Genomic DNA, 20,583 nt, shown 5'->3' on the forward strand with positions numbered 1-20,583 from the left:
TGCCGTGTACCGGCTGTTCTACGACAACCTGGTCGTGCGTGTGGACGCCGAGCGCGCCCATCGCTTCGGCATCCTGGCGTTCCGCTGGGGCGGCTGGGCGTTCCGGCTGGGGCGTGCGCTGCGCGTGATCCCGCGGCCCGCCAGCGGCGTGAGCGCGATGGGGATCGACTTCCCCGGACGGGTCGGCCTCGCGGCGGGCATGGACAAGAACGCCGAGGCGGTCGTGGGCCTTGCCGCCGCGGGCTTCGCGTTCGTCGAGGTGGGCACCATCACCGCGCAGGGTCAGCCCGGCAACGAGCGCCCGCGCTCGTGGCGCGAGCTCGACGTGCACGGGCTGCGCAACCGCATGGGCTTCAACAACGAGGGCGCCGATGCGGTCGCATCCCGCCTCGCGGGCCTGCGCGGCACGCGCCGCGGCCGCGACGTGGTGCTGGGCGTCAACATCGGCAAGACCAAGGTGACGCCGCCCGAGCAGGCCGCCGACGACTACGCGTACTCGGCCCGCACCCTGGCTCCCTTCGCGGACTACCTCGTGGTCAACGTCAGCTCGCCCAACACGCCCGGACTGCGCGACCTGCAGTCGACGGAGGCGCTGCGACCCATCCTCACGGCGGTGCGCCAGGCGGCGGACGAGGCGGTGCGCCGGCACGTGCCGCTGCTCGTGAAGATCGCTCCCGACCTGGCGGACGAGGACGTCGACGCGGTGGCCGATCTCGCCGTCGAGCTGCGCCTCGACGGCATCATCGCGACCAACACCACGATCGCCCACGACCGCGGACCCGGTGGCCTGTCCGGTCCGCCGGTGCGCAGGCGAGCCGTCGAGGTGGTCACCCGACTGCGCGCGCGGGCCGGCGACGGGCTGACGATCATCGGCGTCGGCGGCATCGAGACCGAGGCCGATGCGCGCGCCCTCCTGGACGCCGGCGCGACGCTGCTGCAGACCTACACGGGCTTCGTGTACCTGGGCCCGGGCTGGGTGGCTCGCCTGAATCGCGACCTCGCCGCCTAGCCGAGTCCGAGCAGGTCCCGCACCTCGTCGTCCGAGGTCTGCGCGAAGTCGTCGTACCACTGGCCGACCGCGGCGAACGGCTCGGCGGTGAGCGCGGCGACCGCCACGTCCGCCTCGCGACCGATGAGCGCCAGGATGTCCGGCGGGCACGCACCGACGGCGGCGACGATGCGCTCGGCACCCAGCCGCCGCGCGACGGCGACCGCGGCACGCGCCGTGGCGCCGGTGGCCGAGCCGTCGTCGACGATGACCGCCGTGCGCCCGGTGAGGTCGAGCTCGTCGCGCCCCGGACGGTAGGCGCGGCTGCGCCGGTCGAGCTCGGCGCGCTCGGTGTGCTCGACAGCGTCCACCTCGTCCTGCGTCAGGCCCGCGGCGGCGACGATCCTCGGGTCCACGACGGCGACACCGCGCTCGCCAATCGCGCCGAACGCGTACTCGGGATTGGCGGGCACGCCGAGCTTGCGCACGACGAGGACGTCGAGGTCCGCCTCGAGCGCGCGAGCCACGGACGCCGCGACGGGAACTCCGCCGCGCGGCAGCGCGAGCACCAGGGGAGAGCCGAGGTCCATCGCGCCCAGGCGGGCCGCGAGCAGCTCGCCCGCGTGACGCCGGTCCCTGAGCCGCGGCAGCGCCGCGCGGTGCGCTGCGGTGTCGGGCACCGCTGCGGCGTCCGCGCGCCCGTGCACCGGTGCGCCGGAACTGTGCACCCCCGAACTGTGCGCCCCGGAACTGTGCAGCCCGGAACCGTGCAGCCCGGCATCGTGCGCAGCGGACTGGTGCGCAGCGGCGGCAACGGTGGCGTCGGTCATCTCGCTGGACCAACGGGCGAGGGCGCCGAGGTGCTCCCGATCCTTGTCCCGGCCCAGGCGCCGCTTGTAGGCGATGAGGTCGGGAAGGGACAGCACGAGGAGCCCGTCGATGCGCCGGGCGCGCGCGAACACCTCGGAGGCCGGCGTGCCGTGCCACCCCGAGAACGCCTGGACGCCTCCGGGGAGGTCGACCACCAGGTCTCCGAGCTCGCCCGAGCGCACCTGCCCGCGTCGTGCCAGCGCGTCCCACGCGCCGCCGCGGGCGACCAGGTCGACGTCGCCCGCGGCGTCGATCGCGCCGACCGCGACCAGGGGAGCGCTGCCCGCGAGGAGGACCTCGGCGACATCCACGCCGAGGCCTTCCACCGTCGCGCGCACGGCCGCCCAGTCGAGGCTCATCTCGTCACCGTAACGCGGGAACGTCGCGGGAGCGCGGCGCGTTCTGTGAGTGTGCGCCTGTCGCAAGCGGACGCATTGTTTTCTCCTTTGATGCGCGTCGGCCCCGGAACCTCAGCGGTTCCGGGGCCGACGTGTGTCTACGGGCGGCGACGCCTCAGACGGGGCGCTCCTGCGGGTTGGTCTCGACCGTCTTCGCAGGGTCACGCTCGACGATGGTGCCGAGCGCCTCGTCGATGCGCCCCATGAGCTCCGCGGGGATCTCGACGCCGGAGGCCTTGGCGTTCTCGGTGACCTGCTCCGGGCGCGACGCGCCGATGATCGCCGCGGACACGTTGGGGTTCTGCAGCACCCACGCGATCGCGAGCTGCGCCATCGTCAGGCCCAACTCGTCGGCGATCGGCTGGAGCGCCTGGACGCGGGTGAGGACGTCGTCGTTCATGAAGCGCTTGATCATGTTCGCACCGCCCTTCTCGTCCGTGGCGCGCGAGCCGGCGGGCGGCGCCTCGCCCGGCTTGTACTTGCCGGTGAGGACGCCCTGGGCGACGGGGGACCAGACGATCTGGCTGACGCCGGACTCCTCGGAGGCGGGCACGACCTCGTCCTCGATGACCCGCCACAGCATCGAGTACTGCGGCTGGTTCGAGATGAGCTGGATGTTCCGCTCGTCGGCGAGCTTGACGCCCTCGCGGATCTGGTCTGCCGTCCACTCGCTCACGCCGATGTAGAGCGCCTTGCCCTGGCGCACGATGTCCGCGAACGCGGTCATCGTCTCCTCGAGGGGCGTCTCGTGGTCGTAGCGGTGCGCCTGGTAGAGGTCGACGTAGTCGGTCTGCAGGCGGGTCAGCGAGCCATTGATCGACTCCATGATGTGCTTGCGCGACAGGCCGGTGTCGTTGGGGCCCTTCGGGCCGGTCGGCCAGTAGACCTTGGTGAAGATCTCGAGGCTCTCGCGGCGCTCGCCCTTGAGGATGTCTCCGAGGACGGTCTCCGCGGCGGTGTTCGCGTAGACGTCGGCCGTGTCGAACGAGGTGATGCCGACGTCGAGGGCGGCCTTCACGCAGGCCGCAGCCTGCTCGTTCTCCACCTGCGAGCCGTGGGTGAGCCAGTTGCCGTAGGTGAGCTCGGTGATCTTGAGCCCGGAGTTGCCGAGATAGCGGTAGGTGATCATGCCGACCACCCTAGGGGCGCAGCGGCGCGTTGTCCTACCGAGTGGTCAGGCGGGGTACTCGCCGCGCTTGACCTTGGGCTTGGGCACGCGGAACCGGCGCATGTTGAGCGCGCGCGAGATGACGTAGAACGTCCAACCGCGGGGTAGCTTCATCTCGCCGAACTTCGCGATGAACGCCTTCTTGAGCCGGCGCACCGTGATGAAGGTCTCGATGCCCGCGGCGAGCACGATCACGTAGAAGAACAGCACCATGAGGAAGCTCGCGGGGCCCAGCTGGTTCATGAACAGCGACAGCAGGACGAACACGATCGCGAGCGGCAGCAGGAACTCGCCGACGCTCGTGCGCGCGTCCACGTAGTCGCGCAGGAAGCGACGCTCCGGGCCGCGGTGCTCGAGCGGCATGTTCCGCTCGTCGCCCTCGCGCATCGCCTTGTACTCCGCCTCGCGACGGGCCCGGTCCTTGGCCTTGCGCTCCTTGGCGTCGGCTTTCATGTCGACCACGAGCCCGCGCTTGTTGGCGGCCTCCTGGTCCTTGCGCTTGGGGGTGGGCCGGCCCTTGCCGACGGCGACCTCGTCCTCGGGGACCTCGACGGCGGGGTCCGGCGTGGCGGGGGTCTCGGGGGTGTTCTTGTTCATTGCTTCCTTGCGGCCGATGCGGTGGCCGGCTTCAGTCCTTGGCGGTGTTCTTGGCGGGCAGGGCGAGCATGCGGTCGAGGGCCACCTTGGCCTCGGCCTGGGTCTGCTCGTCGACGACGATGCGGTTGACCACCTCGCCCGCGGCGAGCGACTCGAGCGCCCACACGAGGTGCGGCAGGTCGATGCGGTTCATGGTCGAGCAGAAGCACACCGTGTCCTCGAGGAAGTGGATGTCCTTGTCGGGGTGCGCGTTGGCGAGGCGGCGGACGAGGTTGAGCTCGGTGCCGATGACCCAGCTCGACCCGGGCTCGGCCGCCTCGATCTGCTTGATGATGTACTCGGTCGAGCCCACGTAGTCGGCGCGGGTGACGACCTCGTGCGAGCACTCGGGGTGCACGAGCACGTTGATGCCGGGCACCTTCTCGCGTGCCGCCTCGACGTTCTCCTTGCGGAAGCGACCGTGCACCGAGCAGTGGCCCCGCCACAGGATGACGCGCGCACGCTCGAGCTCCTCGGGCGTGTTGCCGCCGAAGGGCTTGCGGGGGTCGTACAGGACGCAGTCCTCGAGCTCGAGCCCCAGCTGCAGCACCGCGGTGTTGCGTCCCAGGTGCTGGTCGGGGAGGAACAGCACCTTGCCGTCGGCCTCGAGCCCTCCCACCTGGTCGTAGGCCCAGCGCAGGGCGACCTCGGCGTTGGACGAGGTGCACACCACGCCGCCGTTGCGGCCGCAGAACGCCTTGATCGCCGCGGTGGAGTTCATGTAGGTGACCGGCACGGTGCGGTCCGCGACGCCGGCCTCGGCCAGCTGCTCCCACGCGTCCTCGACCTGGTTGATGTTCGCCATGTCCGCCATCGAGCAGCCGGCGGCCATGTCGGGCAGCACGACGGTCTGGTCGTCCGAGGTGAGGATGTCGGCGCTCTCGGCCATGAAGTGGACGCCGCAGAACACGATGAACTCCGCCTCGGGGCGAGCGGCCGCGTCGCGCGCGAGCTTGAACGAGTCACCCGTGACGTCGGCGAACTGGATGACCTCGTCGCGCTGGTAGTGGTGACCCAGGATGAAGACGCGGTCGCCCAGCGCCTCCTTCGCGCGCGTCGCGCGCTCGACGAGGTCGGGATCGGACGGCGCCGGCAGGTCGCCGGGGCAGTCGACGCCGCGCTCGGACAGCGGGTCGCGGCGCTCCCCGAGGAGGAGCAGGGCGGGCGACGCGGACGGCTCGGTGAACGTCGTGGTCATGCGGTCATTGTCGCACGGCTCGCACGGCACACTAGAGGCCATGCGCATCGCGGTCCTCGCCCAGTCCTGGCCCGGCCCGGACGGGTCGGGGCTCGCCCCGCGCGCCGTCGCGAGCGTCGTGGAGGCGGCGTGGCTGGACGCTGTGCCGGGCTCGGCGATCGCGGCCGTCCCGGTCGGCGACGGGGGGCCGCGCAGCGCCGATGCGCTCGCCGGGTCGCGCTCGCCCGTGGGCGGCGTCGAGGCTACGGAGGCGGAAGGCGCGCTGGTGCTGGCCCCGGCCGGAGGTGCCCCGCGATGGGAGTCGCACGCGCTCGCCGCGGGCCTGCTCGGCCTCGCTGCCGAGCACGCTGATGCGCGCCACCCGCGCACCGTGGTCGTGCCCGTGGGCGACGAGGCGCCGGCGGGCGATGCCGCCGACCTGTGGCTGGGCGGGCTCGCGCAGATGCGCGCGGGCCTCGCGAGCCTCGACGTCGTCGCGGCGGTGTCGTCCTCGCGACCGCTCCTCGGGCTGCGGGGGATGAGCGCGGCCGTACGCGACCGGCGGGAGTCGGACGAGGCGCTCGCCATCGCGGCGCAGCGCCAGGAGGAGCGGTGGAGCGCCATCGCGCGAGGCGCTGACCCGCTCGCGGCCTCGGCGTCATTGCTGTCGACAGGACGCCTGTCCGACCAGCCCGGCTCCGGTGCGGCGGGCGGCCTCGCGTACTGCCTGGCCGCGGCCGGCGCGCGGCTCGCTCCTGCGGGACCGTTCCTCGCGAGCCTCGCCGGCGCCGAGCGAGCCGCAGCGGACGCCGCCGTGATCCTCGCCGTCGTGCCCTCCCTGGAGCCTCGGACGCTCGACGAGGGTGCCGTCCCCGCCGCGAGCGCCCTTGCGGCGGCCACCGGCGCCCCCTGCGTGGTCCTCGCCCCCCGCTCGCGCATCGGCCGTCGTGACCTGATGAACGCCGGGGTCGCCTCCGCTCACGAGGCCGCCGCCGGTGGGGACGGACTGGCGGACGGGATCGCCCGCATCGCGCAGACGTGGGGCCCGCGCGCCTGAGACATCCCGAAGGGCATTGCGGGAATGTCCCGGGCGGGGCGTACGCTAGAGGATACGAACGAGGAAAGGAGGCGGCCTATGACGGACACTGCCACTGAGACTGTTGCTCACGGAGTCGTCATCACCGATGCTGCCGCTGGGAAGGTCAAGAGCCTGCTGGAGCAGGAGGGTCGCGATGACCTTCGACTGCGACTGGCGGTCCAGCCCGGAGGCTGCTCCGGACTGATCTACCAGCTGTACTTCGACGAGCGCATGCTCGACGGCGACGCGATCCGCGACTTCGACGGTGTCGAGGTCGTCGTGGACAAGATGTCGGTGCCGTACCTTGACGGTGCGACCATCGACTTCGCCGACACGATCGAGAAGCAGGGTTTCACCATCGACAACCCGAACGCCGCGAGCTCCTGCGCCTGCGGCGACTCGTTCAGCTGAGCGACTGACTTACGCCGACGGGCGGCCTCGCACCTTCTCGGGTGCGGTGGCCGCCCGTTCGCGCGTCTGGGGGCCTTCACCCCGTCATCGAACGGCGCACGTCCTCCATCACGCGGGGGAGGGTGGCCAGGAACCGGTCGACCTCGTCGTCGCGCACGTCCGGGGTGAGCCCCAGGCGAAGGTTGCCGTGAGTCAGCGCTCCCATGGCCGCGAGCACCTGACTCGGCTCGAAGGTGTCCGAGCCGCACGCGGAACCCGATCCCACGGCGAACCCCTCACGGTCGAGGCGGCTGACGATCGGCTCGCCGTCGAGGTACATGAACGCGGCCGTGACGAGATGGGGGAGCCGCTCCTCCGGATCGCCCACGATCGTGACGCCCTCGAGCTGCGCGAGCCGGTCCCTGATCCTCGCCGTGAGCGCGTGCAGGCGCGTGCGCGTGGCCTCCAGGCTCTCGAGGCGCTCCTGCAGCGCGACGGCCGCCGCGAGAGCCAGCGGAATCGACACGCCGCCGGGAGCGAAGGCGTCTCCCGGCCAGGCGGGCAGCCAGCGCGTGCGCGGCCGCATCGCGACGACGCCGAGCCCGAGCGGTGCCCCCCAATCTGCCGGGTCGGCGACGAGCGCGTCCCAGCGCTCCGGCGGCTCGATGTGCCCGATGGTGGCGGACGCGTCCACGACGAGCGGCACCGCAGCGGCCGCGGCGGCGTCGCCGAGGGCGTCGAGGCGCTGGAGGGTGCCGATCTCGTGGTTGCCGTGCTGCACCAGTGCGAGGGCGACGGCGGGGTCCGCCACCTCACGCGCGAAGGACTCGGCGTCCAGGTGTCCGTCGCGGTCGACGGCGATGCGGGTCACCGCGCCCGGGGCCGCGTGCTCGGCGGCGTCGAGCACCGCCTGGCGCTCGATCGCGCCGGCCACGATGCGGTCCCGGCCGCGCCGTGCGCGGGCCACGCCCGCGACGGCACGGTCGAACGCGAGGTGCGCTCCCGAGGTCAGGTGAAGGTGCGCGGGAGAGGCGCCGAGCGCATCGGCGATCGCCTCCTTGGCGCCGTCCAGGACAGCCCGCGCGCGCCGCGACTCGGACGTCAGCCGCGCCGGATCCGCCCAGCCGTCGGCGAGGCCCGCGAGGAACGCATCGGCCGTCCGGGGCGTTACCGGAGAGCGCCCTGAGGCATCGAGGAACACGCGGCGTGCTGGCATGTCGCCACGGTATCGCGCGCTAGACTGACCGCGTGTCCAAGAAGCCACGCTTTGCCATGTCCCGAAACGCCCTCATCGGCGTTGGTGCGGTAGGCGCGTCGGCCCTGCTAGCAGGCTGCTCGCAGGGTATTGAGAACGGTGCCCTCCCGTCCACGCCCGAGATCACCAACCAGACCGGTCCCATCATCACGCTGTGGAACGGTTCCTGGATCGCCGCGCTCGTCGTCGGCGTGATCACGTGGGGCCTGATCCTGTGGTGCGTGGCGGTGTACCGCAAGCGCAAGGACGACACCAAGCTGCCCGTCCAGACTCGCGTGCACCTGCCGCTCGAGCTGATGTACACGCTCGTGCCGCTGATGGCCATCGGCGTGCTGTTCAAGTACACCGCCGAGGACATCGCGTTCCTGACCGACACCTCGGCCGATGCCGACGTCGAGATCCAGGTCGTGGGCAAGCAGTGGAGCTGGGACTTCAACTACCTGACGGACGACGTGTACGACCCGGGCGTCCAGGCCAACCTCACCGGTGAGGAGGGCGTCGAGGAGACGCTCCCGACCCTGTACCTCCCGGTCGACGAGACGGTCCACTTCTACCTGGACTCGCGTGACGTCATCCACTCCTTCTGGATCCCGGCCTTCCTCTACAAGGAGGACACGGTCCCCGGCAAGACGAACGAGTGGCAGGTGACGCCCACCGAGGTCGGCACCTACCAGGGCAAGTGCGCCGAGCTGTGCGGCGAGTACCACGCCTCGATGCTGTTCAACGTCGAGGTCGTCGAGCGCGCCGAGTACGACGCCTACATGCAGGAGCTGCGCGACCGCGGCAACGAGGGAGCGCTGGGCCTCGAGTACAGCCGCGACCAGGTCGTGCGCATCGCCGACGAGCACGGGGAGACTGAGTGATGGCCACCGTCGCATACGAGGACACCCGCACCGGCGAGGCGCCCGCGCTTCCCGCGGCGCCCACGCGTTCCGGCTCGGTGGTCGTGAAGTGGATCACCTCCACCGACCACAAGACCATCGGGTACATGTACCTGATCACGTCGTTCTTCTTCTTCATCATCGGCGGCGTGATGGCGCTGCTGATCCGTGCCGAGCTCTTCGCGCCCGGCATGCAGGTGGTGCAGTCGGCGGAGCAGTACAACCAGCTGTTCACCATGCACGGCACGATCATGCTGCTGCTGTTCGCGACGCCGCTGTTCGCGGGCTTCGCCAACGTGATCACGCCGCTGCAGATCGGCGCGCCCGACGTCGCCTTCCCGCGACTGAACATGTTCGCATACTGGCTGTACCTGTTCGGCGGCCTCATCGCGTCGGCCGGCTTCTTCACGCCGCAGGGCGCGGCGTCGTTCGGCTGGTTCGCGTACGCGCCGCTGTCGAACTCCGTGTACTCACCCGGCGTCGGCGGCAACCTGTGGGTCTTCGGCCTCGCGCTCGGTGGCTTCGGCACCATCCTCGGTGCGGTCAACTTCATCACCACCATCGTGACGATGCGCGCGCCCGGCATGACCATGTTCCGCATGCCGATCTTCACCTGGAACATCCTGGTGACGTCGATGCTCGTGCTGCTCGCGTTCCCGCCGCTGGCGTCCGCGCTGTTCGCGCTCGGCTCCGACCGCGTGCTGCACTCCCAGGTCTTCAACCCGGACAACGGGGGAGCGGTGCTGTGGCAGCACCTGTTCTGGTTCTTCGGCCACCCCGAGGTCTACATCATCGCGCTGCCGTTCTTCGGCATCGTGTCCGAGATCTTCCCGGTGTTCTCGAGAAAGCCCCTGTTCGGCTATCACGGGCTCGTCTATGCCACCATCGCCATCGCGGCGCTGTCGGTGACCGTGTGGGCGCACCACATGTACGTCACCGGAGCTGTGCTCCTGCCGTTCTTCGCGTTCATGACGATGCTCATCGCGGTCCCGACAGGCGTGAAGTTCTTCAACTGGATCGGCACGATGTGGAGAGGGAAGCTCTCCTTCGAGACGCCGATGCTGTGGTCGATCGGCTTCATCATCACCTTCCTCTTCGGTGGCCTGACCGGCGTCATCCTGTCGTCGCCGCCGCTGGACTTCGCGGTGTCCGACTCGTACTTCGTGGTCGCGCACTTCCACTACGTGGTCTTCGGCACCGTGGTGTTCGCGATGTTCGCCGGCTTCTACTTCTGGTGGCCCAAGTTCACCGGCAAGATGCTCAACGAGCGCTGGGGCAAGATCCACTTCTGGCTGCTGTTCATCGGCTTCCACACCACGTTCCTCATCCAGCACTGGCTGGGTGCGTCCGGCATGCCGCGTCGCTACGTGGACTACCTGCCCGAGGACGGCTTCACGTGGATGAACCAGGTGTCGACGGTCGGTGCGGTCATCCTCGCGCTGTCGACGCTGCCGTTCCTGTGGAACGTGTACATCACGTCCAAGCGCGCGCCCAAGGTCACGGTCGACGACCCCTGGGGCTACGGCAACTCGCTCGAGTGGGCGACCAGCTGCCCGCCGCCGCGCCACAACTTCACGTCGATCCCGCGGATCCGCTCCGAGCGTCCCGCCTTCGACCTCCACCACCCCGAGGCCGCGGCGCGCGATCACCACGCTCACCACGGCACGGACAGCGACCACGCTCCCGTCACCGCGGCCAACGGCAAGGAGGGCTGACCCATGCGCCTTGAGTCCAACATCTTCTGGATGCCGTCGGTGTTCTTCTTCGTGGCGGCGACGGCCTACGGGATCTTCACCGGCTGGGCCGAGTGGGTGGGCATCACCTGCATCCTGCTGACCGGCGGCATGTTCGTGATGGTCGGCATCTACTTCAAGATGCTCGAGAAGCGTCACGGCACCCGTCCCGAGGACGACAACAGCGCCGAGATCGCGGAGCTCTCGGGCGAGCAGGGCGTGTACGCCCCGTGGAGCTGGTGGCCCCTGGTCATCGCCGCGGGCGCCGCCCTGGCGTTCCTCGCGATGGCCGTCGGCTGGTGGATCATGGTCCCCGCCGTCATCATCGGCGTCGTCGGCCTCGTCGGCTGGGTGATGGAGTTCTCGACGGGCCTCCACGCCCACTGACCCACCCCCAACGCCGCGAGATGGATCCATCTCGCTGATCCACGTTCTGAGATCAGCGATTCGGATCCATCTCGCCGTTCTAGGCGAGGTCCTTGCGGCGGTCCCGTGCCGCCGAGCCGGCGACTCCCACGAGTCGCGCGATGACGACCGCGAGGAACAGCGTGCCCGTGACGGCCTCGAGCGTCCACAAGGATCGCGCCCAGTCGCTGACCGGCACGATGTCCCCGTAGCCCAGCGTCGACAGCGTGACGTAGCTGCCGTAGATGAGGTCGTGCCAGGGCAGGGGCGACACCTCGGCATGCGCGGTGTCGGCGAAGCTGCCCGGGCTCGCGAGCTCCATCTCCGCCGCTGCCGCGCCGAAGAAGCCTCCGAGCAGCAGATAGGCGCACACGGCCACGAGGAGCAGGTCGACCGTCTGCGCGCGCTCGGGCGGATTCAGCAGCGAGCCGCACAGGGTCACGAGCAGCGTGCCCTGCAGCAGCATCATGCCGAGCAGCATCCCGGCCGTCGCGCTGGGGCTGTCCTGCTGGATCGCGAACCAGGCGCCACCCCCGATGAGGAAGACGGCGGCGACGGCGATGGGCCAGTGGCGCCGGGGGTCGGCGGCCGCGATGCGCATGCCGTACCAGATCACGCCCGCGTAGACGCACAGGTAAAGGACCATGAGCCCGGGACCGTAGGTGGCGGCGGGGTAGCCGAACTGCAGCACCACCAACGAGCCGAGCAGCACCCACAGCGAGGGGCGGTGGTACGTCAGCAGGGTCCGTCGGCGGCGTTCGCGTGCGGCTTCCGTGGGCATGGCCCCAACGTAGCGTGCGGCGACGGCGTGGGCGTGGAGACACCAAGGGCGGGTCCCCTCCAAAGAGAGGACCCGCCCTGACAGGTGAGCGCCGTCGTTACTGGACGATCAGGCCCGTGGTGGCAGATGCGGTCGCGAAGCGGGCCTGGACGTTCGCCCAGTCCACGACGTTCCACCACGCCTTCACGTAGTCCGCCTTGACGTTCTTGTACTGGAGGTAGAAGGCGTGCTCCCACATGTCCAGCATGAGCAGCGGGATGAGGCCGACGGGGACGTTGCCCTGCTGGTCGTACAGCTGCACGATGACGAGCTTCTTGCCGATGGTGTCCCACGCGAGGATCGACCAGCCCGAGCCCATGATGGTCATCGCGTTGTTGGTGAAGTGGGCCTGGAAGCCGTCGAAGCTGCCGAAGTGCTCGTCGATGGCCGCAGCGAGCTCGCCGGTGGGCTTGTCGCCGCCGTCGGGCGACATGTTCGTCCAGAACACCGAGTGGTTGGTGTGGCCGCCGAGGTTGAAGGCGAGGGCCTTCTCGAGGCCCGCAATGGCTCCGAAGTCTCCCGACTCGCGTGCGCCGGCCATCTTCTCGAGCGCGGTGTTCGCGCCCGCGACGTAGGCGGCGTGGTGCTTCGAGTGGTGAAGCTCCATGATCTCGCCCGCGATGTGCGGGTCGAGGGCGCCGTAGTCGTAGCTCAGGTCAGGCAGGGTGTAGTCAGCCATGGTTCCTCCCGGTTCGGGCGTGGCATGGGGTAGCCACGCGGTGGTTGAGCAGGGTGACCATCCGAGCCTATCGCCGTGCGGTTCGGCCCGCAGTGTGCACCTGGGCGTGTCAACACGGAGAGATGCCAGGGGATTCCTGGTGCAGACACAGCGAGGGCCGGCTACCTGACGGTGGCCGGCCCTCGAAGGTGCGACGGGGGGAGTGTCAGCGCTTGGCGCCGTCCTCCAGCTCCTCCCACTCGGAGTCGAGGCGCTCGCCGGACTCCTCGGCCTCAGCGGCCTCGTGGGCGCCGTGGCTGTCGTGGTGGTGGCGCGCCTCCTCGAGCTCTTCGGGGGTGACGGGCTCGACCCGCTCCTCGAAGTAGAAGCGCGACAGGCGCTGCTTGAAGCGATCCCAGCGGTAGCCCTTGCGCGCGACGCCGTGGTCGTTGAGCTCGGGCTCGATCTCGAGGGGCTTGTGGTTGTCGTAGGACACGCGCAGCCACACCTCCTGCTCGTCGAGCGGGCGGTGGACCTCGACGTACTCGCCGTGGTCGTACCGCACGATCGTGCCGGTCTCGTGGCCGTGCAGCACGAGCTCCCGGTCCTTGCGCTGGAGGCCCAGGCAGATGCGCTTGGTGATCCAGAACGCGAGCGGAGGGATGATGAAGATTCCCCATTGGAAGAAGATCGTGATGTCGTTGAGCGACAGGTGGAACAGGTTCGCCACGATGTCGTTCGAGCCCTCGATCACGAGGATCACGTAGAACGAGATCATCGCGACGCCGATGCCGGTGCGGACAGGCACGTTGCGCGGGCGGTCGAGCACGTGCCGCTCGCCCTTGTCGCCCGTCGCCCACGCCTCGAGCCACGGGTACAGCGCGATGATCGCGAAGAAGATGCCGGGGACGATGACGGCGGGGATGAGGATGTTCCACGACAGCGTGTAGCCCCACAGCTCCCACTCGAGCGGGAAGACGCCAGCGATCCATCCGGGCATGAGGCGCAGCGCACCGTCGACGAAGAGGATGTACCAGTCGGGCTGCGTTCCTGCGGACACCGGGGACGGGTCGTAGGGGCCGTAGTTCCACACCGGGTTGATGGTGAACACCGACGCGACCAGCGCGATGATGCCGAAGACGACGAAGAAGAAGCCGCCGGCCTTGGCCGTGTACACGGGGAACAGGGGCAGGCCCACCACGTTCTTGTGGGACTTGCCGCCGCCCGGGTACTGCGTGTGCTTGTGCAGGAACACCAGGAACAGGTGCAGCGCGATGAGCGCGAGGATCAGTCCGGGCACCAGCAGGATGTGCATGGTGAACAGGCGGGGGATGATGTCCACGCCCGGATACTCGCCGCCGAACATCCAGTACGAGATGTAGCTGCCGATGAGCGGGATCGACTTCACCACGCCGTCGATGATGCGCAGGCCGTTGCCGGAGAGCACGTCGTCGGGCAGCGAGTAGCCGGAGAAGCCTGCGGCGAGACCCAGGATCATGAGGGTGAAGCCCACGAGCCAGTTGAGCTCACGGGGCTTGCGGAAGGCGCCGGTGAAGAACACGCGGCACATGTGCGTCATGATCGCCGCGAGGAACAGCAGCGCGGCCCAGTGGTGGATCTGACGGATCAGGAGTCCACCGGGGACCTCGAACGACGTCTTGAGCGTCGAGGCGAACGCCTCGGTCATCGCGACGCCGTGCATCGTCTCGAACGGTCCCTCGTAGTGGACCTCGGTCATCGACGGCACGAAGAAGGCCGTCAGGAAGACGCCCGACAGCAGCAGCACGATGAACGAGTACAGCGCGATCTCGCCCAGCATGAAGGACCAGTGGTCCGGGAACAGCTTGCGTGCGAAGAACTTGACGAAGCCACCGATCGAGGTGCGCTCGTCGACGTAGTTCGCCGTGCCGGCGGCAGCGGAGTTCAGCTTGGTGCCCATCAGTGGCTGACCTCCTCAGCGGTCGTGTCGTCGCCGCCCTTGAGGCGGTCCCAGTACGACGGGCCGATGGGCTCGTCGAAGTCGGCCTGCGCCACGATGTAGCCCTCGTCGTCCACCGCGATGGGGAGCTGGGGCAGGGGGCGCTTGGCCGGGCCGAAGACCACCTTGCAGCCATCCGACACGTCGAAGGTCGACTGGTGGCACGGGCACAGCAGGTGGTGGGTCTGCTGCTCGTACAGCGCCACGGGGCAGCCGACGTGCGTGCAGATCTTGGAGTACGCGACGATGCCGTCGAATGACCAGTCCTCGCGGCCCTCCTGGACCTTCAGGTCCGCAGGGTCGAGGCGCACGAGCAGCACCACGGCCTTGGCCTTCTCGGAGATCAGGTGGTGGTGGTCGAGGTCGTTGAGGCCGTCGGGGATGACGTGGAACACGGAGCCGATCGTCACGTCAGCGGCCTTGATGAGGGCGCCGTCGGGGTCGCGCGCGAGGCGGACGCCGGGACCCCACAGGGTGTGGCGGAACTTCGAGATGTTCCAGTCGCTGCCCATGTTGCCGATCTGGGGCACCAGCACGGCGAGCGGGGCGACGGCGAGCGCGGTGATGAGCGAGCCCTTGAGGACGCTGCGGCGCTTGGGCCCGCCGAGGCCGGAGTCCTCGACGCCGTCCTTGAGGTTCTGGATCGCGCCCTCGCGGGCCTCGTCGGAGCTGCGCAGCTCGTGACGGTCCTCGACCATCTCGTGGTCGCGCATGAGGGTCTTCGCCCAGTGGATCGCGCCGAGGCCGATGCCGATCATGGCGAGGAAGATGCCGATGCCGATCCACATGTTGACCTGGCGGATCTGGGCGATGTCGCCGGGGTCAGCGTCGTTCAGCGTGAAGTAGGCGACGAGGGCGATGATCGTGCCGACGATCGAGATGCCGAACAGGGCGGCGGTCTGGCGCTCGGCCTTCTTGTCCGCCTTGTCGTCGATGTCCGCCTTGCGGGGGCGGTGCTCCCCGAGGCCGGGGTTCTCGAACCCGTTCGCCGGGTCGAGCTCGGATCCTGTGCTGTGTTCGGGGGCGCTCATGAGGAACGGGCTCCTACCCAGATGGTGCTGGCGATGATCAGGCCGAGGAGGATGAGCCACGCCCACAGTCCCTCGGAGACGGGGCCGATGGCGCCGAGGCTGAGGCCACCCGGCGAGCCATTGCTCTGGAAGTCGAGGTAGGCGATGACGTCGCGCTTGTGCTCGGGGGTGATGTTCGCGTCGTTGAACACGGGCATCGACTGGGGACCGGTGAGCATCGCCTCGTAGATGTGCTCGGGGGTGGTCTCGAGCAGCGAGGGCGCGAACTTGCCCTGCGTCAGCGCGCCACCGCCACCGATGGAGCCGTGGCACATCGCGCAGTTGGTGCGGAACACCAGCATGCCGTTCGCGGCGTCGCCGAGAGCGGGGTCGACCTGCTCCGGGGTGGGGATCGCCGGTCCGGCGCCCAGCGAGGCGACCCAGGCGGCCAGCTGGTTGATCTCGTCCTGGTCGAACTGGACGGGCTTGGCGGGCGCCTGCGGGCCGGACGCCTGCATCGGCATGCGGCCCGTGCCGACCTGGAAGTCGACCGCCGCGGCGCCGACGCCCACGAGCGACGGCGCGACGCCGTCCTGACCCTGGGCATCGAGTCCGTGGCAGGACGCGCAGTTGGCGGCGAAAAGGCGCTCACCGGCGGCGACGTCGTCGGCAGACGCCTCGGTCGAGGCGGTGGCGGCACTGGGGGCAGCGACGGCGGCCACGCCAGTGATGAGTGCGAGCAGCGCCAAGACCAGCAGCAGGGGCGCTGCGCGGTGGTGACGCCTGCGGGCGATTGCGTGCATCGTGCGTTGTATCCCTACTGAACCAGGTAGATCACGGCGAACAGGGCGATCCACACCACGTCGACGAAGTGCCAGTAGTACGACACGACGATGGTGGTGGTGGCCTCATGAGTGCCGAACTTCTTGGCGGCGAACGAACGCCCCAGGACGAACAGCATGGCGATGAGTCCGCCGATCACGTGGAGGCCGTGGAAGCCGGTGGTGAGGTAGAACACCGAGCCGTACGGGCTGGACGAGATGGTCAGTCCGTGGGAGACGAGCTCCGCGTACTCGAACACCTGGCCGGCGATGAAGATCGAGCCCATGATGTACGTCAGCACGAACCACTCATGCATGCCCCAGGCGCGGACGTTCCAGATCGATCCCTCGCGTCGGCGCTGATAGCGCTCGGCCGCGAACACGCCCGCCTGCGCCGTGAACGACGACAGCACCAGGACGGTGGTGTTCGCCAGCGCGAAGGGGACGTTCAGCAGCTCGGTCTGCTCGGCCCAGACCTCCGGCACCTGGGCGCGGAGCGTGAAGTACATCGCGAACAATCCCGCGAAGAACATCAGCTCCGAGCTGAGCCAGACGATGGTTCCGACCGCGACCTGGTTCGGTCGAGTCGCGTGAATGGGGGACGGCACAGTCGTCGTCGCGTGGGACATGGCACCCATTATTGCCTAAGACTTTGGTCCTAGGAGCCAGAACGCGCGGGCCCTTGGAGAGGTTCCCTTGGAGAGCGCCGATGCGGGGGAGAGTTCGTGCCAGAATGGGCGTCATGACTGGCAGCAGTGACGTGGCGAAGAGCGGCGCGAGCGCCGTGGGATCCGCCAAGGCCCGCATCCTTCTCTACAGCGACGACCGCAACGTGCGCGAGAAGGTTCGCTTCGCGGTGGGGTCCGCGACGCACGGCCGCCAGATCGAGTGGCTCGAGACCGCGACGCACGACGCCGTCATCGACGCCGTCGACAACCAGCGTTTCGACCTGCTCATCCTCGACGGCGAGGCGGCGAAGTCGGGTGGCATGGGGATCTGCCGCCAGATCAAGCACGAGATCTACCACTGCCCGCCCATCATGCTGCTCGTCGGGCGCCCGGGTGACGCGTGGCTCGCGACCTGGTCGGAGGCGGACGCTGCCGTCGCCCACCCCCTCGACCCGTTCGCCGTGCGCGACACGGTCGACTCGTTTTTCGCGCCCGCGTCCCAGAACGCCTGAGACGGTTCGCGAGCGGTCGTCCATCACTGACCCGCCACTGAGGAGGCGCCGTGGCCACCCTGCAGGACCTGCTGTCCCGACTCGTCGAGCATGAGGACCTGACCGCGGAGGAGACGGCCGCCGTCATGGATGACGTCCTCACCGATGCGGCGTCGCCGGTGCAGGTCGCCGGATTCCTCGCCGCGCTCCGAGTCAAGCGCGAGACCGCGGCGGAGGTCGCGGGTCTCGCCTCCGCGATGCTCGATCACGCGGTGCGGTTCGAGGTGCCGGGCCGGACCGTGGACATCGTCGGCACGGGCGGCGACGGCGCGCACACCGTCAACATCTCGACCATGGCGTCGATCGTGATCGCCGGCACGGGACTGACCGTCGTCAAGCACGGCAACCGCGCTGCGACGTCGAAGTCGGGCAGTGCCGATGTGCTGGCCGCCCTGGGCGTGAACCTCGACCTCCCGCCGGAGAGGGTCGCGGAGCTGGCCACCGAGGTGGGCATCACCTTCTGCTTCGCCCAGGTCTTCCACCCCTCGATGCGCTACGCGATGCCCATCCGCAAGGAGCTGGGCGTGCCTACGACGTTCAACATCCTGGGGCCGCTCACGAACCCCGCGCAGCCGCAGGCGACAGCGATCGGCTCGTCGAGCATGCGCGTGTCGCCCGTCATCGCGGGCGTGATCGCTTCGCAGGGACGCGAGGCGATCGTGTTCCACGGAGACGACGGGCTCGACGAGCTCGCGCCGACGGCGCCGTCGACGCTGTGGGAGGTCCGTGGCGGCGAGGTGCTCGAGATGCGCCTCGACCCGGTGGCGGATCTCGGTCTGGCCGCGATCACGCTCGAGGACCTGCGCGGCGGGGAGGCATCCGAGAACGCAGCCGTCGCGCGCGACGTGCTGGGCGGCGCTCAGGGACCGGTGCGCGACACCGTCCTGCTCAACGCCGCCGCGGGTCTGGTCGCCGACGCCGCGCTCGACGGCACGCGGTCCGGGACGATCGCCGAGCGGTTCGAGGCCGCCATCGTGCACGCGGCGCGTTCGATCGACTCCGGAGACGCCGCAGCCGCCCTCGATCGCTGGGCCGCGGCCTCCCAGTCCTGACGCGCGGGCTCTCCAGTCCTGACGTGCGGGCACTGGAAGCCTCCGCGCTCAGAAGACCGTCGCATCCCGCTGCGGGCTGGAGTCGGCGCGGCGCGCCTCCACCCAGCGCAGGTGGCTGCCCGCGCTGCCCACGGGCGACGCCCACTCGCCGTCCACGTGGAGGAGGCGGGTCCCCGGGCGCTCGAGCCAGCGCAGCACGAGCTCCTGCTCCTCGATGAGGACGTGGTCGCCGATCTCGAGGCGGTGCCAGCTCGACCGCAGCTCGTCCGCGGCCGCCCACACGCCTTCGTCGACGCGCGCTGCGCCGGTCAGCGCGCCGCCCGAGGTGGCCATCAGCTCCCAGCGGTCGTCGATGCGCCGGACCGCGACGATGCTGCAGGCGGCCAGGCTGCGCAGGCGCTCCTGGCGTGCTGCGGCGTCCACCACGGCGCTCAGCGCGTCGCGCACCTCCTTGGCGCGTTCGTAGTCGAGCCGCTCGGCGTGGTGGGCGACGGCTGCCTCGAGCGCGTCGACCACGAGGGAGACGTCTCCGTCGAGAGCGGCGCGGGCTCGGTCCGCCGTCTCCGAGTAGCCCGACTCGGATCCGCGCACGCACGGAGCGAGGCACGCCCCGGTGTCCTTGAGGATGCAGGCGCGGGCGTGCGCGCGTGGCTCGATCGTGAGTCGCGTGGTGCAGGTGCGGACCCCCAGCGCGTCCTGCAGCGCCTCGATCGCCTCGCGGGCCGCGGAGCCGGAGCGCATCGGGCCGAGCCAACCGTCGCGACCAGCGGCGGCCTTGGTGATGGACAGGCGTGGGTAGCGCTCGTCCGTCAGGCGAACCCATGCGGCGTGCTCGGGCCGTGTCGACTTGCGGTTGTAGCGAGGGCGCAGCTGGTCGATCATCCGAATCTCGAGGACGTTGGCCTCGAGCTCGCTCGCGCACACGGTCGTGTCGACGTCGGCGGCGAGCTCGAGCATCTCGCGGATGCCGCGCCGGGTCTCGCCGCGCGTGAAGTAGGACTTGACGCGCGACCGCAGGTTGCGCGACGTGCCGACGTACAGGCTCTCTCCGCGCGGACCGCGGAACACGTACACGCCGGGCTTCGAGGGCACCTTGTCCGCCATGGTCGCCTTGCGACGCAGGGTGCTCGGCACGGGGTTGCGCAGGGCGTCGAGGTCCTCGCGGTGCGTGATGCCGAACGCGGCGAGCCGTTCGAGCATCCCGTGCAGGACCTCGGACGTCGCTCGGGCGTCCTCGAGCGCTCGGTGGTTGGGCGTCACTGCGGTGCCGAACACGCGAGCGAGGGTCGACAGCTTCTTGTTGGGCGCCTCCTCCTTGGTGGTGGCGCGCCGAGCGAGGGTCACCGTGTCCACGATCTCGGGGCGTGGCCAGTCGTAGCCCTCCGCGGCGCACGCCGCCTTGAGGAAGCCCACGTCGAAGCGCGCGTTGTGCGCCACGAGGACCGCGTCGCCGAGGAACTCGAGGAACGACGGCATTACCTCGCCGATGCGCGGTGCGGCGGTGACCATCGCGTCCGTGATGCCCGTGAGCGCGACGATCATGGGTGGGATCGCCGCGCCGGGGTCGACGAGCGTCTGGTACTCGCCGATCACCTCGCCGCCGCGCGTCTTGACCGCGCCGATCTCGGTGATGCCGCAGTCGCGAGGAGACGCCCCCGTGGTCTCGAGGTCGACCACCACGAAGGTGGTCGCGGAGAGCGGTTCGCCGATGTCGGCGAGCGTCGCCTGCGCGGATGCGGTCATGGTGACGACGGTACGCCCGGCCCCTGACAGCGATCGCCGGCGGCGGCGATGTCAGAGGGTGTCCCTAGCGTGAGACGCATGATCATCGACTGCGATTCATGCGAGGTCCGCGGCAAGGCGTGCGGCGACTGCGTGGTGTCCTTCCTGACGATCCCGGTGCGACAGCCCGAGCCCGTCGAGATGGACGACGACCAAGCAGCAGCCGTCGACGCCCTGGTGCAGGGAGGCCTCGTGCCGCCGCTGCGCCTGGTGTCATCCGAGCGCCCCACCCGCGGCATCCGCGCCAGCTGAGCGCGCATCGGC

21 protein-coding genes are annotated in these 20,583 nt (G+C 69.9%); 9 read left to right on the forward strand and 12 right to left on the reverse strand.

The features are described from left to right. Positions 1-4: 4 nt before the first annotated feature. Positions 5-1,009, forward strand: a complete 1,005-nt coding sequence (locus B7K25_RS01180; RefSeq protein ID WP_084103460.1) for a quinone-dependent dihydroorotate dehydrogenase — start codon at positions 5-7, stop codon at positions 1,007-1,009. Here B7K25_RS01180 and B7K25_RS13890 read toward each other — a convergent pair. The 4 genes from B7K25_RS13890 to nadA all read right to left on the reverse strand — a co-directional run bounded on the left by B7K25_RS13890 (position 1,006) and on the right by nadA (position 5,258). Continuing rightward, positions 1,006-2,217 (reverse strand): phosphoribosyltransferase, encoded by a 1,212-nt coding sequence (locus B7K25_RS13890; RefSeq protein WP_234988021.1) that lies wholly within the window; start codon positions 2,215-2,217, stop codon positions 1,006-1,008. The genes B7K25_RS01180 and B7K25_RS13890 overlap by 4 nt on opposite strands. A gap of 154 nt (positions 2,218-2,371) precedes the next feature. Next, on the reverse strand, positions 2,372-3,385 hold the full coding sequence (locus B7K25_RS01190) for an aldo/keto reductase family protein (protein WP_084103462.1): 1,014 nt from the start codon (positions 3,383-3,385) through the stop codon (positions 2,372-2,374). 45 nt (positions 3,386-3,430) lie between these two features. Continuing rightward, complete coding sequence (locus tag B7K25_RS01195) at positions 3,431-4,021, reverse strand: DUF3043 domain-containing protein (protein ID WP_084103464.1); 591 nt, start codon at positions 4,019-4,021, stop codon at positions 3,431-3,433. A 31-nt stretch (positions 4,022-4,052) separates the two neighbouring features. Further along, positions 4,053-5,258 (reverse strand): quinolinate synthase NadA, encoded by a 1,206-nt coding sequence (gene nadA / locus B7K25_RS01200; RefSeq protein ID WP_084103465.1) that lies wholly within the window; start codon positions 5,256-5,258, stop codon positions 4,053-4,055. A 40-nt stretch (positions 5,259-5,298) separates the two neighbouring features. On the opposite strand from nadA, the gene B7K25_RS01205 reads away from it, so the two are divergent. Both B7K25_RS01205 and erpA read left to right on the forward strand, forming a co-directional pair. Further along, positions 5,299-6,294, forward strand: coding sequence for a glycerate kinase (locus B7K25_RS01205; protein ID WP_084103467.1), 996 nt, complete (start codon positions 5,299-5,301; stop codon positions 6,292-6,294). A 78-nt stretch (positions 6,295-6,372) separates the two neighbouring features. Then, positions 6,373-6,726, forward strand: a complete 354-nt coding sequence (erpA, locus tag B7K25_RS01210; protein WP_084103469.1) for an iron-sulfur cluster insertion protein ErpA — start codon at positions 6,373-6,375, stop codon at positions 6,724-6,726. A gap of 76 nt (positions 6,727-6,802) precedes the next feature. Here erpA and B7K25_RS01215 read toward each other — a convergent pair whose 3' ends face one another. Beyond that, positions 6,803-7,921, reverse strand: coding sequence for an aminotransferase class V-fold PLP-dependent enzyme (locus B7K25_RS01215; RefSeq protein WP_084103471.1), 1,119 nt, complete (start codon positions 7,919-7,921; stop codon positions 6,803-6,805). 56 nt (positions 7,922-7,977) lie between these two features. On the opposite strand from B7K25_RS01215, the gene coxB reads away from it, so the two are divergent. From coxB to B7K25_RS01230, 3 genes are read left to right on the forward strand one after another with little or no spacing between them, the layout of a single operon-like run. Next, positions 7,978-8,823: a cytochrome c oxidase subunit II gene (gene coxB / locus B7K25_RS01220; protein ID WP_084103473.1), complete on the forward strand. Its 846-nt coding sequence runs from the start codon at positions 7,978-7,980 to the stop codon at positions 8,821-8,823. Beyond that, complete coding sequence (ctaD, locus tag B7K25_RS01225; protein ID WP_084103475.1) at positions 8,823-10,556, forward strand: cytochrome c oxidase subunit I; 1,734 nt, start codon at positions 8,823-8,825, stop codon at positions 10,554-10,556. Before coxB ends, ctaD begins: the two co-directional genes overlap by 1 nt. A 3-nt stretch (positions 10,557-10,559) precedes the next feature. Continuing rightward, the gene (locus B7K25_RS01230) at positions 10,560-10,961 is read left to right on the forward strand and encodes a cytochrome c oxidase subunit 4 (RefSeq protein ID WP_084103477.1); all 402 of its coding nucleotides are present in this window, start codon (positions 10,560-10,562) and stop codon (positions 10,959-10,961) included. Between the two features lie 79 nt (positions 10,962-11,040). Here the strand turns inward: B7K25_RS01230 and B7K25_RS13820 are convergent, their stop codons facing one another. From B7K25_RS13820 to B7K25_RS01260, 6 genes are all read right to left on the reverse strand, one after another. Further along, positions 11,041-11,760 carry a potassium channel family protein gene (locus tag B7K25_RS13820; RefSeq protein ID WP_084103479.1) on the reverse strand — a complete coding sequence of 240 codons (720 nt, stop codon included), beginning with the start codon at positions 11,758-11,760 and terminating at the stop codon, positions 11,041-11,043. A gap of 97 nt (positions 11,761-11,857) precedes the next feature. Beyond that, the gene (locus B7K25_RS01240) at positions 11,858-12,478 is read right to left on the reverse strand and encodes a superoxide dismutase (RefSeq protein WP_084103481.1); all 621 of its coding nucleotides are present in this window, start codon (positions 12,476-12,478) and stop codon (positions 11,858-11,860) included. A gap of 205 nt (positions 12,479-12,683) precedes the next feature. Next, entirely contained in the window at positions 12,684-14,396 is a 1,713-nt protein-coding gene (locus tag B7K25_RS01245; protein ID WP_084103482.1) for a cytochrome bc complex cytochrome b subunit, read from the reverse strand. Further along, positions 14,396-15,466 (reverse strand): ubiquinol-cytochrome c reductase iron-sulfur subunit, encoded by a 1,071-nt coding sequence (locus B7K25_RS01250; protein WP_084103484.1) that lies wholly within the window; start codon positions 15,464-15,466, stop codon positions 14,396-14,398. Before B7K25_RS01250 ends, B7K25_RS01245 begins: the two co-directional genes overlap by 1 nt. Further along, positions 15,463-16,248, reverse strand: coding sequence for a c-type cytochrome (locus B7K25_RS01255; protein ID WP_084103486.1), 786 nt, complete (start codon positions 16,246-16,248; stop codon positions 15,463-15,465). Before B7K25_RS01255 ends, B7K25_RS01250 begins: the two co-directional genes overlap by 4 nt. Before the next feature lie 14 nt (positions 16,249-16,262). After that, positions 16,263-16,895, reverse strand: a complete 633-nt coding sequence (locus B7K25_RS01260) for a heme-copper oxidase subunit III (RefSeq protein WP_084104483.1) — start codon at positions 16,893-16,895, stop codon at positions 16,263-16,265. Positions 16,896-17,008: 113 nt separating this feature from the next. Here B7K25_RS01260 and B7K25_RS01265 point away from each other — a divergent pair, with 113 nt between their 5' ends. Beyond that, positions 17,009-17,446 carry a response regulator transcription factor gene (locus B7K25_RS01265; protein WP_084104484.1) on the forward strand — a complete coding sequence of 146 codons (438 nt, stop codon included), beginning with the start codon at positions 17,009-17,011 and terminating at the stop codon, positions 17,444-17,446. A 50-nt stretch (positions 17,447-17,496) separates the two neighbouring features. Beyond that, on the forward strand, positions 17,497-18,537 hold the full coding sequence (gene trpD, locus B7K25_RS01270; protein WP_084103488.1) for an anthranilate phosphoribosyltransferase: 1,041 nt from the start codon (positions 17,497-17,499) through the stop codon (positions 18,535-18,537). Positions 18,538-18,585: 48 nt separating this feature from the next. Here the strand turns inward: trpD and B7K25_RS01275 are convergent, their stop codons facing one another. Next, positions 18,586-20,280, reverse strand: a complete 1,695-nt coding sequence (locus B7K25_RS01275) for a DEDD exonuclease domain-containing protein (protein WP_084103489.1) — start codon at positions 20,278-20,280, stop codon at positions 18,586-18,588. A gap of 78 nt (positions 20,281-20,358) precedes the next feature. On the opposite strand from B7K25_RS01275, the gene B7K25_RS01280 reads away from it, so the two are divergent. Beyond that, positions 20,359-20,571 carry a hypothetical protein gene (locus B7K25_RS01280; protein WP_084103491.1) on the forward strand — a complete coding sequence of 71 codons (213 nt, stop codon included), beginning with the start codon at positions 20,359-20,361 and terminating at the stop codon, positions 20,569-20,571. Positions 20,572-20,583 lie beyond the last annotated feature (12 nt).

This window comes from Demequina sp. NBRC 110056 (genome assembly GCF_002090155.1).
Classification (GTDB): domain Bacteria; phylum Actinomycetota; class Actinomycetes; order Actinomycetales; family Demequinaceae; genus Demequina.

Coding starts and splice junctions, on each gene's coding strand:
- coxB (WP_084103473.1), top strand. CDS start 7,978: ATGTCCCGAAACGCCCTCATCGGCGTTGGTGCGGTAGGCGCGTCGGCC.
- B7K25_RS01240 (WP_084103481.1), bottom strand. CDS start 12,478: ATGGCTGACTACACCCTGCCTGACCTGAGCTACGACTACGGCGCCCTC.
- B7K25_RS01195 (WP_084103464.1), bottom strand. CDS start 4,021: ATGAACAAGAACACCCCCGAGACCCCCGCCACGCCGGACCCCGCCGTC.
- B7K25_RS01205 (WP_084103467.1), top strand. CDS start 5,299: ATGCGCATCGCGGTCCTCGCCCAGTCCTGGCCCGGCCCGGACGGGTCG.
- B7K25_RS01250 (WP_084103484.1), bottom strand. CDS start 15,466: ATGAGCGCCCCCGAACACAGCACAGGATCCGAGCTCGACCCGGCGAAC.
- B7K25_RS01275 (WP_084103489.1), bottom strand. CDS start 20,280: ATGACCGCATCCGCGCAGGCGACGCTCGCCGACATCGGCGAACCGCTC.
- B7K25_RS01190 (WP_084103462.1), bottom strand. CDS start 3,385: ATGATCACCTACCGCTATCTCGGCAACTCCGGGCTCAAGATCACCGAG.
- ctaD (WP_084103475.1), top strand. CDS start 8,823: ATGGCCACCGTCGCATACGAGGACACCCGCACCGGCGAGGCGCCCGCG.
- nadA (WP_084103465.1), bottom strand. CDS start 5,258: ATGACCACGACGTTCACCGAGCCGTCCGCGTCGCCCGCCCTGCTCCTC.
- B7K25_RS01215 (WP_084103471.1), bottom strand. CDS start 7,921: ATGCCAGCACGCCGCGTGTTCCTCGATGCCTCAGGGCGCTCTCCGGTA.
- B7K25_RS13820 (WP_084103479.1), bottom strand. CDS start 11,760: ATGCCCACGGAAGCCGCACGCGAACGCCGCCGACGGACCCTGCTGACG.
- B7K25_RS01245 (WP_084103482.1), bottom strand. CDS start 14,396: ATGGGCACCAAGCTGAACTCCGCTGCCGCCGGCACGGCGAACTACGTC.
- B7K25_RS01230 (WP_084103477.1), top strand. CDS start 10,560: ATGCGCCTTGAGTCCAACATCTTCTGGATGCCGTCGGTGTTCTTCTTC.
- B7K25_RS01265 (WP_084104484.1), top strand. CDS start 17,009: ATGACTGGCAGCAGTGACGTGGCGAAGAGCGGCGCGAGCGCCGTGGGA.
- erpA (WP_084103469.1), top strand. CDS start 6,373: ATGACGGACACTGCCACTGAGACTGTTGCTCACGGAGTCGTCATCACC.
- B7K25_RS01260 (WP_084104483.1), bottom strand. CDS start 16,895: ATGTCCCACGCGACGACGACTGTGCCGTCCCCCATTCACGCGACTCGA.
- B7K25_RS13890 (WP_234988021.1), bottom strand. CDS start 2,217: ATGAGCCTCGACTGGGCGGCCGTGCGCGCGACGGTGGAAGGCCTCGGC.
- B7K25_RS01255 (WP_084103486.1), bottom strand. CDS start 16,248: ATGCACGCAATCGCCCGCAGGCGTCACCACCGCGCAGCGCCCCTGCTG.
- B7K25_RS01280 (WP_084103491.1), top strand. CDS start 20,359: ATGATCATCGACTGCGATTCATGCGAGGTCCGCGGCAAGGCGTGCGGC.